Source organism: Poriferisphaera sp. WC338 (genome assembly GCF_050931845.1).
Lineage (GTDB): Bacteria > Planctomycetota > Phycisphaerae > Phycisphaerales > Phycisphaeraceae > Poriferisphaera.
Genome location: NZ_CP194516.1, coordinates 2,129,131 through 2,142,020, shown reverse-complemented (window position 1 = coordinate 2,142,020; position 12,890 = coordinate 2,129,131). Strand labels below are relative to the sequence as shown.

Here is a 12,890-nt window from a genome sequence, read left to right as displayed (position 1 = left end):
ATGTCTATGCGTGGATTAGATGTCGACGCTGAGGATTTTTCTAATCCAGAGGAATGAAACGAACATCAAGCAAATAATGCAGATGAGGATAATGCGGCCGACGGCGTCAGTGAAAAGCATGGTAACGCCCTCGGAATCTGCAAAATAGAGCATGGTGATGAAGACGAAAGGCATGATACTCATCATGATGGCCTGGAAGCGTCCATGTGCGGTGATGGCATCAAGTTTGCCTTCAAGTCTGTAGATTTCGCGGACGGATTCTGAGATACGATCAAGGCTGTGGCTTGTGTTGCCACCGCGTTTGCGATGCATCTCGATGGCGGTGAAGACTAGGCGGTAGAGTGGCGAGCTGATGCGGGTGGTAGTGTTACGCATGGCCTGGTTGAGATCTAGACCCATTTGGTATTCACGTAGGAGTTGTGAGAATTCTTGTTGGATTGGGCCGGTATGATTGGCGACGAGCAGTTCCATGCTCTGTACGAGATTAAGTCCCGCACGGACGCCTGAGGAAAGTGTGGTGAGGCCATCGATAAGTTGGCTTTCGAGCTTTTTTTTACGCTTGTATTCTAGATGGTTGGTGATGATGGCTGGGAGAAGCAGAGAACATGCGGCAAGGATCATGGCTGCGACAACATTCTCAAGGGCGACTAAGCCGAAGAGGAATGCAAAGAGGATCATGGCGCCGGTGCCGAACATCATGTGCCGGGGATTGACGTCAAGGAGTAGTTGCTTGCAGAGTGCATTTTCATAGGAGCGTTCCTGCTTGAGCCAAAGTTTTTTTGCAGGTTGATAACCGTATCTAATCAAGAGATAGACGCAAGTAAAGGTGAGGATAAGATTGATGCTAAGGAGTATGTAAAGGTTGGTGTTGGTCATAGGAAGACCTCCACTTCGAGCTGCTTGCGTGCGATCATGTCTTCGGCAAATGAAGGGAGGTAGCCAGAATGTCGGAGGCGGGATTGTTTTGGATCGGCAAGTGTAAAGACATCTTCCATGAGAATTTCACCGGTTTCACGATCAATGCCAGCCATTTCGGAGATATGTGTGATGCGGCGTGAACCGTCGGCAAAGCGAGCGACCTGTACAACCAGGTCGACAGCGCTGACGATCTGTTCGCGGATGGCACGGATAGGCATGTCGATACCCATGAGCACGAGAGTTTCGAGACGCTTGCAAGAATCGAGTGGTGTGTTGGCGTGTAGCGTGGAGAGTGAGCCATCGTGGCCGGTGTTCATGGCTTGTAGCATATCGAGTGCCTCCGCGCCGCGGACTTCGCCGACGATGATGCGATCAGGCCGCATACGGAGCGCGTTACGAACGAGTTCACGGATGGTAAAGGCGCCGTGTCCTTCGACATTGGCGGGGCGGCCTTCGAGTGAAACCACATGTGGTTGCGGTAGACGAAGTTCAGCAGATTCTTCGATGGTGATGATGCGTTCACTGGGTCGGGCATAGGTGGCAAGGACATTGAGGAGTGTGGTTTTACCGGATGCGGTGCCGCCGGAGATGATAATGTTTTTGCGGCCAATGATGCAGCTTTGTAAGAATGACGCACATTGTTCGCTGATGGTATGCCGGTCGATGAGGTCGTCCATGGTGAAGGGGACCCAGCCGAATTTTCGGATGGTAACGCACGGGCCGACAAGTGAAAGCGGGTTGATGACGACGTTGACGCGAGAGCCATCAGGGAGGCGCGCGTCTACAAGCGGAACAGAGGTGTCGACACGTCGACCAACCGGAGCGAGGATGCGTTCGATGATGGAAAGGAGGATTTCGTCTGAGAAAAAGTTGCGTGTGGTGGGTTGGATGACGCCGTTCTTCTCGATATAGATCTGGTTTTTGCCGACGACCATGATTTCACTGACCGAGGGCATTTCGAGGAGGTCTTGTAGAGGACCAAGTCCAAAAAGAATGTCGAGGATGTCCTTGGCAACGGTGCGTTGCACAATGTATTGACGGAGGGACTGGCTGATGCTGGGATAGTGCTGCGCAAAAAGATCGTCATAAGCTTCATCTGCAACGGCTAGATCATCGGTGACGCTGGTGGGATCAAAAAGCAGCGGCATCATGTCGACAATGGAGGCAATTAAGTCGTGAATCGCATTTTCTTTGGTTTGATCAAGGCGCGATTGATCGAGATTTTTGTATTCGGTCTGGATATGTCCTTGGCATTGACGGACGACTTCAGCGGTAACGAGACGAGCGAGGTGGATGTGACAGGTGTGTTGGATGAGATCATCGGGGAGTGATGCGATATTGTTTTGAAGTAGATCATAAAGGTGTTGAATGATCTGCTGGGTGTAATGGCTATCGGATTTATTGATGTGGCCCGTGACACGGAGATTCATGCGGTCGAGAACTTGCGCGTGGATTTGTTGCTCGAAGGCCATGAGCTCTTGGTGGCGTTCTTCGTTTTTTTGTTCAGCCTCGGTGGTTTGCTTTTGGCCGACAGGAGCAATGGAGAATTGTCCGATTTGAATCTCGTCGCCGAAGTCAATGCGGGTGGGCTTGCCTTTATCGATCTCGCGGTTCTGAACGCGCGTGCCGGCATGGGACAATGATTCAACAAAAAGCTGATTGCCTTTGAGGCGGATACATGCGTGGGTTTTGGCAACGAACGGGCTTTTGAGCGAGAGTGTACATTGATCGTTACGACCAATAGTAATCGTTTCGCTATCGGTTTCGAAAGCGGTACGTGAGTTGGTGCTGTGGTCGTAAATCCAAAAAATCATAAGCGTGTTTCGTGGGGTGGTCGGGTGGTGATGTGGTTGTCTTAACGGGACGCAGTTGTGGGTGTGGCTTGGCTAAGTAGTTCGATGACATTGGGATTGATACCGCCGTCGACGATCTTAGGGCGTTCGCGGTCGCTAGGTGGGCGAAGGTGCAACTCAAATGCTCCGGTGGCGATGCGCTGGATGCGTGAGAACTGTGTTGCCTGTTCGGGGGTGACTTCGATACTAATGGTGGAGTAGCTGCCGAGGCGAGAAAGCTTGCCGCTGGTTTCAGCTTTTTCGTCAAGGATGCTTTTTTTGCCGACTGCTAAGACACGGACATATTCCATGACGGGCAGAACACTGACGCCGCGGTTACGTCTTGCGAAGGGGGCTTCGATATCGACGTACATGCCGGGGCGTAACACAGCCGGGAGCGTTTTGTGATTGACTGGTAGCGCTATAAGGCGTTTGCCGACCGCAATTTTTTGATCGATGCGGTCGTAGGCCTGATCTGTGAAGACCGAGCTGGAGAGCACTTCATTTTCACGGACAGGTCGCACGAGTCGACGGCCATCTGCGGTCATGAGTACATCATCTTTGCCGGTTTCATCGACGTAGGCTTCGCTGAAAGAGGATTGATAGCTTTTGGGGAGTGGCGACGCACGGAGATCGTCGGGAGAAACAGTGTCGCCAGCTTTCATGGGGCGCTTAAAACGATAAACCGTGACAGTTTGTTCGCTCACTTTTTTACGTTCAGCTTGGATGTACAAAAAATTCAATAGTGTCACCACTAGTGCCAAAACAACGGCAACGATGACGAGCTTGGTGCTGCCTTGCTGTTGTGCTGAGGATGTGTTGGTTGGGGAGTTTGTATTCATGCGGATACTTTCAGGATTGATCGTCGATTTTCTCGTTGATCTCGTTATACATCTTGGTGAGCGTTGTACTGGATTTAATTTCCATGGCAATCTCAACGATGGAACGTGCGGTTTTGTAATTGCCGCTGGTCATGTAGCTGCGAGCTTGGGCGACAAGATGGTCGAACTCGGTTTCATCGAGACGTTGTTGGACTTCAGGGGTGTCCATTTTCTTCATCGCTTTGCGGTAGTTAAGTTTGGCATCTGCGAAGCGACTTTGTTGCCGGAATTCATCACCTTTTGCGAGATATCGCATATAGCTGGTGAGGGTTTGCAGTTGCATTTTGGCTGCAGCAAGTTGCGGATGAGCAGGAAGAATTTTAGTTGCTTCGTTGAGATATTGTTCAGCTTTGGCCAAGTGGCGTGTTTCAATTGCGTCAAGACCAGCCTTGATGAGCAGTCGTGTGCGTGATTCATCATATTTCTGGCGAGCTTCATCGGTGGGTTCTTTGCGGATAGCGTTGTTGTAATGATTGATCGCACTTTTATAGTTGCCGAGATCAAAGGCTTTGTCGCCTTCGAGTACAAAAGAAGCATATTGACTGGTGGTTTCAATGCGGTCGAGCAAGCGGTGAGCTTGCGGGTTGTCTTGGTAACCCAACGAGCGATGTAGTGTTTCTTTGGCTTGTACGTAGTCACCGTCTTCGATAAAGGCGACAGCTTTGGCGAGTTCTGCACGGCTTTTCATCGCAGCGATGATGTTGTCGAGTTTCTCAGATTTGCGGATGCTGTAAGCCTTGAGGTAGGCATTGAGCGCACCGGGGATATTGCCTTCAGCTTCAAGTGTTTCTGCTTGTGTGATAGCGAGTTCATAAGCGGCGTTTGCGATTAAATGATCATACTGCTGACGCAAACGGCGGCTGGACATGTCTTCGATCGCTGTTTTGAGTTCTTTGATCGCAAGGTCACGTTGCCCGAGAGCGACGAGTTCATTCGCGCGAGCAATTAGTTTAGCAACACGCTGCTGTTCGATTTGATCTTGCAAGCGGGTTTCGAGTTCATGGATCTGCGCACTCTCTGTTTCTGTGAGATGTAGTTCTCGCCATTGCGCGATGGTATCTCTGGCCTTGGCGAACTGATTGCTATCGATGCTTGTTTCGATACTGGCGATGGCTTGCTCAAAATCACGGCGCTGTTTGACTTCCGTAATCAATGCTTCAAGTAGATGGCGATCATCTTTCATGAAAGTCGCGGCAGCATCAAAGGCGGTGATGGCTGTGTCATAATCACCATTTGCAAGTGCAATTTGTCCTTCCGATCGGTTGCGGCGTGCCTTGGCGGCTTTGTAGTAACGTGAATCTGTGGGCCAGCGGTCAATGATCAGTTGATAGTGATCAAGTGTATTTGTGAACTGTCCGTTCTTGTATAGATCTTCAGCTTCACGAAGTACGGACATCGTGTAATCGATTTTGCGTTGATGTTCGTTGCGATCCTGAATGTATAACGCAGTGCCGACCCCGCCTCCTAGAAGTAGTACGCAAGCTGCGGCGATGATCAGTGTTTTTGTGAGATTGCTTTTACGGGGTAGGGGAGCGGTATCAGCTGCTGGTGTGGTACTGATTTCACCGGCTTGTGGTACGGCGACATTGGTTGCAGTGGGAGGTTCGACGTAATGGGCGCGGATCACTTCCATGAGCGCATCAGCATTAGGGATACGCTTATTCAGATCTTTTTCCATCAGGCGAGTGATCATCTCATCGACTTCTGGTTTGATATCAGGGAGGAATGTTCTAGCAGTGGGTGCGGCAGCACGGGGATTAGTGTGCCATTTAATCCACCGTAGTGCCTGGTTGCGATTGTCGCGCAGGATTGACTTGAAGGCTTGCTCGAAATTGGTTCGGCCGATGACCATCTCGTAGGCGATCAGACCGAGCGCATAAAGATCGGCCCGTTGATCGAGCGGTGCTTCTTCAAACATTTCGGGTGACATGTATCGTGCGGTACCGAGCGAGAGCGTTTGTTGATCAGCGATCGTGGTTGCGATGCCGAAGTCGGTGATTTTTAAGCCGCCTGTTCTAGGCAAGAGAATGTTGGCAGGTTTGAGGTCGCGGTGGATGATGCCACTGTCGTGGATGTGTTTCAGTGCAAGTGCGGTAGCGGCAATGATGCCGAGCGCTTGCTTGAGTGGCATGGGGTCCGGTGCGAGTTGGAGGATTTGCTCAAGAGATGGGCCGTCGATGTACTCCATGACGATAAAGATGCCGCGCGGCTCGGAGATCATGTTGATAAGTTGAACGAGTCTGTCGCTGTGATCTTCGGTGAGCTTCTTGTGGAGTTGGATTTCATTTTGGATGCGTGCGCGGAACGCTTCGTCATCGGTGGCAGGGTCGACAAGAATTTGTTTGATGGCGACGGTTTGATTGAGCAGCGTATCTTTGGCTTTGTAAGTGATAGAACTGCCGCCAGAGCCAATCTGTTCAGTGATGGTGTAGGGGCCGATACGTTCGCCGGTGCGTAGTTGTTGTGTGCTGTTATTTGGGGGTTGTGATGCGTCGTTCATAATGAATCGTCGGTGTGTTGTGCTTGTTTGGAATTGGTGATTATGGCCCTAGCCAAGACCACGGCGATTGCCATCCGATGATATATTCGAGCCCTGCGATGGTTGCAGCAACGGCAACAGCTAGTGCGAAAGGTAATCGTGCGAGCGGTTGCATTTTCGCTGGGGCGCAACCTGCTTGCGCAAACAGGAGTGCCGTAAAAATGCGATTGAAGGTTTGCTTGATGATTTTCTTTTTAGCCATGACGATAAAAGCCATGATCAACGAAACGATCATGGCATAGATAGAAGTGGCAAGAACGAATTCCCACGAAGCGCTGAGGGCGCCAAGGGCTGCCATGAGTTTAACATCTCCGCCGCCAAGCCCGCCGAGAGCAAACATGAGGGCATATGGGATTAGTGCAGCGAGCAAGCCAATGATTGCCTGTGGTAATCCAATGGGGCTGCCAAAGTGTGCTGCGATAGCCCAGAAAATAAGGGCAAGGATGATGGTGGTGTAAGTGAGCTTGTTGTAGACCAATCCTGTACGCAGGTCCATCACCGCGGCGGCAATCGCAACGGCGACAACAAGTGCATAGGCTATGATTGGAATCAAGTTCATCTCATCCTCGTTAGGTGGGCATGCTTTCATTCTGATCAGGGATCAACGTCTGCGTCTTCTTGGACATCAGTCCACTTATCTCTCATATAGGTTGCGATTTCGTTGCGGAACCAGACAAGCAGAATGAGCAGGGGCAATGCAATAAGTCCGATGATCAGAAGCTTTTCAATACTCTCTGCACCACGCTGATCACTATGCAATCCCTTGAGATTACGAGGGATTTTAATGGCTATTTTTGAGAATAGGTTTAACATATCGCGTGTCCTTATGAAGGTCTTCTTACAGAGAGACGGTGTTGCTGGATATAGATTTCATCTCATGCTGTAAAAAGAAGTTTTTTCAGGGGAATGGCAAACCAACGAGATCCATGGAGACTTGGTAGTACGCAACCAGGATGTCCAACGAAAAATGGATCATGGCATAGAACGGCAAGATGATTGTGCCAACGATCAGCGTCCATTCAAGGGTGGATGCACCAGATTCATCATGCAGCAATCGCTTGAAGTAAGCGGCCAAGATGCTCGATCGGTTTTTCATGCGGTCTCCACCTGTTCGGTTTCAAATATGCCTACAATGCTTTCAGGCAGATTTGAAATATGGTCTGGGCTTAGTTTACCCGCCAATGCGGACTTTTTGCCGGTCCACTTGAGGTTAAACGTATCAGTTCCGTTTTGATTGCACGCTTCATCGTTCAGCACAAAGATATCTTCGTAGGTGTGGCGTCCGTCGTTGCCTAGGGGGCCAATTTCGGTAATTTGCGTGACTAATCTGCGGCCGCCGGCATGACGGGACATCTGTACCACCAAATCAATGGCCGATGCGACTTGGCTGCGGAGTGCAAGCAAAGGCAATTCGACTTCACTCATCATGGCCATGGTTTCGAGACGGTTGAGAGCATCGACGGGATTGTTGGCGTGGAGTGTGCCCATGGATCCGCCGTGACCTGATGTCATGGCTTGGATCATGTCGAGCGCTTCACCGCCGCGGACTTCACCGATGATAATGCGGTCGGGACGAAGGCGGAGTGAAGAGCGGAAGAGTTCGCGGATGGGCACGCCGCCGCGACCATAGCGATCTGGTGCTTTGGTTTCCATGGAGACCACGTGCTGTTGTTGTAGTTGTAGTTCAGCTGAATCTTCGATGACCACAATGCGCTGGCCGCGCGGAATGTAGGAAGAAAGCGCGTTGAGGAGCGATGTTTTGCCAGAGCTTGTGCCGCCAACGACAAGCATATTCTGTTCAGCCACGATGGTGGTTTGTAGAAAGTCACGCGCTTGTTCAGTCAATGAGCCAAGCTCGACCAGATAATCCATGTCCAGCATCTTCTTGCTGAACTTACGGATGGTCATGACCGTGCTGTGGCGGGTACAGGGTGCTTTTGCAACGTGTACACGTGATCCATCCGGGAGTCTTGCATCGATAAGTGATTTATCGCTGGTGAACGATTGTCCTGTAAATTGAAGGATATTGTTGATCGCTGCTTCGTACATTTCAGGGTCAGTGAAACGTGCGGTGGTAAGCTCTAATGCGCCATTAATCTCAACATAAACCTCGTCATAACGGTTGACCATGATTTCTGCGACCGAGGGATCATTCAGATAAACCATGATCGGCTTAAGATAATGGCGGATCGTTTTTTCGAAGATTTGTCTGGCGTTCATGGCGACCAATCACTTCGTGGAGACCAAACTTTGGGTGTGAAAATCAATGTGTCGTAGCTTGGTATCTCGCGGGACGAGAAGGCTGCGACAGGTGGGGAAGAAAAGCTCTAAACATTGGTATAACACACGGATAGCTGCTATGGCAAGAAAAAACCATCTTGTGGTTAGGCTGCAGCGCTGTTTGTGCGTCTTTCGTTAAATGCCACAGCAATTTTGATGCTGTCTGCTTGCGTTTCGCTGCGGATGACTGTGGCGTGCATCATATCGTTTTTGGCAAGAAGGACGTCGTGGGCATCGCGGGAAATGCCGATATCGACACGTTGCCCTGGGGAGAGCTTGGCAGTGCGATCAAAAACCATCATAGCACCGCCTGCGGAGACATTGAGTGTTTTGCCTGCGACATATTTGCCTGTCAGAGTGTTGAGCATTTTCACGGAGCGTGCGATACGGATGCGTAAATCACGACGACGTTCAGAACTGTGCATAACCGACCTCTTTTCGTAACTGGACCCTACGAATCTGTATCATCTGTATCGGTTATCCGAGGGGTGTGGATCAAGAACTGCCTCCGATAAAATGGCTCTAGAAGCCGGAAAGTGCGATAATACCTTTCGATATGGGCAAAGAACTTTCTATCGTGACCGTGACGTTGAATACCGCCATCGACCGTGTGCTGGAGGCAGATAATTTTGCTGTGGGTGGACATGTACGAGCCAATCAGAAGCTCAGATACCCCGCAGGGAAGGGGATCAATGTCTCGCGGACACTGGCAAGGTTGGGCTGGCAAAACGTGGCAACGGGCTATATCGGTGAAACGCACGCAGCGGAATACAACGAGTTTTTGCGCAGCATTAAGCCCGGTCGGATTAACAATCAGCTTCTTGCGGTGCGCGGTGCGACTCGTGAGAACATCACCGTGCTGGACCCTGTGAATCATACCGATACGCATATACGCACAGAAGGCTACGAGATCAGTGAGCATGTCAGTGGGCGGATCATTTCCAAGGTGGGCTTGCTCGCTCGACAAGGAACGATGATTGTATTTTCAGGATCATTGCCGCCTGGCATGACGGTGACGGATTACAATACGCTGGTTTATGTAGCAATTAGTGCCGGTTCGCAGGTAGTATTGGATGTGGATGGCGACGTACTCAAATCACTGGTACAGATCGGCACAGGCGATCATGCTGAAACGAAGCCATTTTTTATGGTGAAGCCAAATCTTCATGAGTTGGAAGAAATGCTGGGGATCGGTTCATTACAGAGTGAAGATGAGATTGTAGCCGCAGCCAAACAGATTGCGGGTGTAGTGCAATGGGTGGTGGTGACGCTGGGTGAGGGGGGTGCAATCATGATTTCGCCGGATGGCGCTGCGTGGCGGGGCCGGTGTGATGTGTTAAGTGAAGAAGTTCAGAACACAGTGGGGTGCGGCGATACGATGTTGGCGGGGATGATTGATGGGCAGATGCGAGATGCTGAGCCTGAAGAAGTTTTGCGGCGGGCATTGGCTCTGGCGACTGCGAATGCGATGGAGCCTGGCGTAGCAGAGTATGAATTATCATTGGTCGCTGAGCTTGAAACCAGAACGCAGGTTGTGAAGATTTGATGACACATCAATGTGAGCAGACATAAAAAACCGCAGCCTCGGGCGAAGCAGCGGTTTTTGTTTTGTACTTGCTTTATAGCGTATTAAGCCGCTTCTTGTGTAGCAGTTGCGCGACGTTTGCGGCCAACGGTGCGCTGATCTTCGGTCATGCGACGTTCAGGGCGGTCGCCCATTACCTGTACGAGTTCCGAAGGCGTCTTCGCCCAAAGGTCGGCGCCGATTTCTTCAGCAAGACCATCAGCACGGTTAAATACGCCGCCGCCAACAATGATCTGTACTTGAGGACACACACCAATTTCGTGAAGGCGATCAATCAGTAATCTTGTCTGCGGAACCGTTGCCGGGATCGCGCCATAGATTACAAGCTTGTCGGCTTTGAGTTCGCCGAGTTGTTCGACGACTTCATCGTTAGCGACACCGCCGCCAGCGAAGAAGACTTTGTAGCCATCAGCTTCAAGAAGGTCGGCTGCCATTTGTGCGGCAAGCTCTTCTGATTCTTCCTCGCCACATACGAGCAGGATTGTTTCGTTACGCTCGTTGCGTTTTTCCAGACGCAGTTGCATCTGGTCAACGAGACTACGTAGCAAACGGGTCGCATAGTGATAAGAGAGAGAGCTGAGCTGGTCGTTACGGTGGAGGTTTTGCAACATCTCCGTCGTCGGCCAGAACAGGTGAGACATAATGATTTCTGCTGAGGCTTCTTCATCTATCGCCTGACTGACGATTTCGCGGGAAGCGTGGCGGTCACCACTGATAAGACAATTGAAGAAACGCTCTTGAAGTACATTGCTGCGACGGCTTGCCATAGGACGATCACTCCGATCAATTCGTTTACACTTAACGTGACACAAAACGCCATGTTCTGTGCCAGCGGTGCGAACGTCCTTGTTGCTTCCGCTTGCCCGATTTTCCCGGCCCCCGGAATGATTCTTCCGAAGGTGTGCCTCAAATATGTTTCCAGCGTGTCTGACGCCGGGCTTTTTGAGGCGGTGAGATCCTGACCGTTCCTTCGATCGTGATCTTGTCATCTTGACCCAATATTCATCGATCTGATGTGTGCTTTTTCTCCACTCACCTTTCCCTAAGTCCACCGCTAGGTCCGGATATGTTTTTAGTGATTGTGTTGGTCAATTTATCCACAGATTCTCCCCTGAAACGGGGTTGAAATGGGGGACGAACCCTCAAAAACATCACCGATAACTGCTCTGAAAACAAGTGTTTACAGACCTTGTTCTTCCACTTAGCGCTTAGGCCGCACCCGATAAGCAAACAAAATAATTGTGGCTGGAACAAACTTTTTTCATGGAAAAACGGGCACTATGTTTTGCCTGATCGGTAGCAGCATCATGATTGGCATGTTCCTTGGTATTTGCCCACGTATGTCGCTGGTTGAGATCGCGATTTTTGCCCGGATCGTTTGATCTCACGGTATCATATTGATGTCGAGAGATTCGCTACCATTTTTGAGGGGCCGCCAATGCCGATCCTGTCTAAAAACGTGATTCAAATAATGTTGTTGATTGCAGCGTTGTGTGTGTTAACTGCTTGCACCACGAACAAAGCCACTGGCCGATCGCAATTCAATGCGATTAGCCCAGAGCAGGAACAAGCTTTAGGGAATAAAGCTGCTCCGGAGTTTCTGCAGGAGTTTGGTGGGCCGATCCCTTCGCAACACATACAGACCTACGTTTCAGATCTCGGGCATAAGCTCGCAGCGGTCTCGGAAAATCCGGAATTGGAATGGGAATTTAAAGTCGCGAATTCTGAAGTGATTAACGCTTTTGCGCTCCCCGGCGGGAAGGTTTTCGTGACTCGCGGTTTGCTCTCAAAGCTCGATAACGAAGCGCAGCTTGCCGGCATCCTTGGGCATGAAGTTGGCCACGTGACTGCTAGGCATATCAATGACCGTATCCTGCAATCTCAAATTGTGACAGGCCTCGGTATCGGCATTGCTATTGCTGGTGAAGCTGCGGACGAAGATTGGCTTAAGGCGCTCGGTATTGGTACCTCCGTTGGAGGTGGTGTGGCGCTGCTCGCATTTTCACGCAATCATGAACTTGAATCAGATCGCTTAGGATTACGCTATATGACCAAGCTCGGTTACAACCCCGAAGCACAAGTCCAAGTCATGGAAATCTTCAAGCGAGAAGAAGCTGGCGGCGGGTCCATTGAATTCCTCTCAACCCACCCTGTTCCCGAAACCCGCATCAAAGAATTGCAAGCCTATATCCAGAAGAAGTACCCGGATTACAATCAGACCGGGCGATACCGTTTTGATGCAGAGAGCTACAAAACCAATGTCTTGGATGAGCTTGCAAAACTGCCGCCGATCAAAAAGAAGCAATAAGCCCCACGTCATATTTTGATGTGATCACGTTTGAACCGGCGTACTTTGGTGCGTGCGGATTGGTACGGTGCAACCGTATTAACCTGAATCCATTTGACCATCGGCCATTTGTCACCGGTCCACTCACGCATGCCGATAGAGAATAGTTCATCATCGCTGAGCGATTCAATCCATTGATAAAGCTTGTTGTATGTTCGTTTGAATTTTGATCGCAATTGTTTGAGCGAATGGTCTGTGTGCTTATCGTAAAAATGAGCCGCTAATTCGCCGAGCTGGTTCCACTTGAATCCTTTGGCAGGCATATGAACAGTTTTGTTCGCCTTTTCATGTTTATCCCAGCTAAGCAGTAATTCACCCCAGCCGATCTGATACGCCAGCACATCGCAGATACTGCAAGTTGTCTCGCCCGCAGCGGAGATCTCACAAATTCGCCCTGCCGATTCATCCATACCATCAAATTCGCCGTCGAGTTTTTCATAGGCCTGCTGCAGATTTTTCAGCAATTCAGATTTGGATGTGGGCAGGGGCATATTCGTATTCTATCTGA

13 protein-coding genes are annotated in these 12,890 nt (G+C 50.4%); 2 read left to right on the top strand and 11 right to left on the bottom strand.

Translation table 11 applies throughout. The annotated features are described in order from the left end of the window. Positions 1 to 15: 15 nt before the first annotated feature. From ACQ6WK_RS08795 to ACQ6WK_RS08755, 9 genes are all read right to left on the bottom strand, one after another. On the bottom strand, positions 16 to 876 hold the full coding sequence (locus ACQ6WK_RS08795; protein ID WP_432797007.1) for a type II secretion system F family protein: 861 nt from the start codon (positions 874 to 876) through the stop codon (positions 16 to 18). Then, positions 873 to 2,732, bottom strand: a complete 1,860-nt coding sequence (locus tag ACQ6WK_RS08790; RefSeq protein WP_432797006.1) for an ATPase, T2SS/T4P/T4SS family — start codon at positions 2,730 to 2,732, stop codon at positions 873 to 875. Before ACQ6WK_RS08790 ends, ACQ6WK_RS08795 begins: the two co-directional genes overlap by 4 nt. Positions 2,733 to 2,773: 41 nt before the next feature. After that, positions 2,774 to 3,592, bottom strand: a complete 819-nt coding sequence (cpaB, locus tag ACQ6WK_RS08785; protein ID WP_432797005.1) for a Flp pilus assembly protein CpaB — start codon at positions 3,590 to 3,592, stop codon at positions 2,774 to 2,776. A 10-nt stretch (positions 3,593 to 3,602) separates the two neighbouring features. After that, positions 3,603 to 6,131 (bottom strand): protein kinase domain-containing protein, encoded by a 2,529-nt coding sequence (locus tag ACQ6WK_RS08780; protein WP_432797004.1) that lies wholly within the window; start codon positions 6,129 to 6,131, stop codon positions 3,603 to 3,605. Between the two features lie 40 nt (positions 6,132 to 6,171). Next, complete coding sequence (locus ACQ6WK_RS08775; protein ID WP_432797003.1) at positions 6,172 to 6,729, bottom strand: prepilin peptidase; 558 nt, start codon at positions 6,727 to 6,729, stop codon at positions 6,172 to 6,174. A 35-nt stretch (positions 6,730 to 6,764) separates the two neighbouring features. Then, complete coding sequence (locus ACQ6WK_RS08770) at positions 6,765 to 6,983, bottom strand: hypothetical protein (protein WP_432797002.1); 219 nt, start codon at positions 6,981 to 6,983, stop codon at positions 6,765 to 6,767. 85 nt (positions 6,984 to 7,068) lie between these two features. Next, positions 7,069 to 7,266 carry a Flp family type IVb pilin gene (locus tag ACQ6WK_RS08765; RefSeq protein WP_432797001.1) on the bottom strand — a complete coding sequence of 66 codons (198 nt, stop codon included), beginning with the start codon at positions 7,264 to 7,266 and terminating at the stop codon, positions 7,069 to 7,071. Then, the gene (locus ACQ6WK_RS08760) at positions 7,263 to 8,390 is read right to left on the bottom strand and encodes a CpaF family protein (RefSeq protein ID WP_432797000.1); all 1,128 of its coding nucleotides are present in this window, start codon (positions 8,388 to 8,390) and stop codon (positions 7,263 to 7,265) included. Before ACQ6WK_RS08760 ends, ACQ6WK_RS08765 begins: the two co-directional genes overlap by 4 nt. Before the next feature lie 164 nt (positions 8,391 to 8,554). Then, positions 8,555 to 8,875 carry a PilZ domain-containing protein gene (locus ACQ6WK_RS08755; protein ID WP_432796999.1) on the bottom strand — a complete coding sequence of 107 codons (321 nt, stop codon included), beginning with the start codon at positions 8,873 to 8,875 and terminating at the stop codon, positions 8,555 to 8,557. 131 nt (positions 8,876 to 9,006) lie between these two features. On the opposite strand from ACQ6WK_RS08755, the gene ACQ6WK_RS08750 reads away from it, so the two are divergent. Further along, positions 9,007 to 9,996, top strand: a complete 990-nt coding sequence (locus tag ACQ6WK_RS08750) for a 1-phosphofructokinase family hexose kinase (protein ID WP_432796998.1) — start codon at positions 9,007 to 9,009, stop codon at positions 9,994 to 9,996. Positions 9,997 to 10,079: 83 nt separating this feature from the next. Here ACQ6WK_RS08750 and ACQ6WK_RS08745 read toward each other — a convergent pair whose 3' ends face one another. Beyond that, a complete protein-coding gene (locus ACQ6WK_RS08745) occupies positions 10,080 to 10,802 on the bottom strand; it encodes a cobalamin B12-binding domain-containing protein (protein ID WP_432796997.1) in 723 nt (240 codons plus the stop codon). Between the two features lie 671 nt (positions 10,803 to 11,473). Between ACQ6WK_RS08745 and ACQ6WK_RS08740 the strand changes: the two genes are divergently transcribed. Next, positions 11,474 to 12,343 carry a M48 family metalloprotease gene (locus tag ACQ6WK_RS08740; protein WP_432796996.1) on the top strand — a complete coding sequence of 290 codons (870 nt, stop codon included), beginning with the start codon at positions 11,474 to 11,476 and terminating at the stop codon, positions 12,341 to 12,343. Positions 12,344 to 12,351: 8 nt separating this feature from the next. Here the strand turns inward: ACQ6WK_RS08740 and ACQ6WK_RS08735 are convergent, their stop codons facing one another. Further along, positions 12,352 to 12,873, bottom strand: a complete 522-nt coding sequence (locus ACQ6WK_RS08735; RefSeq protein WP_432796995.1) for a ClbS/DfsB family four-helix bundle protein — start codon at positions 12,871 to 12,873, stop codon at positions 12,352 to 12,354. Positions 12,874 to 12,890 lie beyond the last annotated feature (17 nt).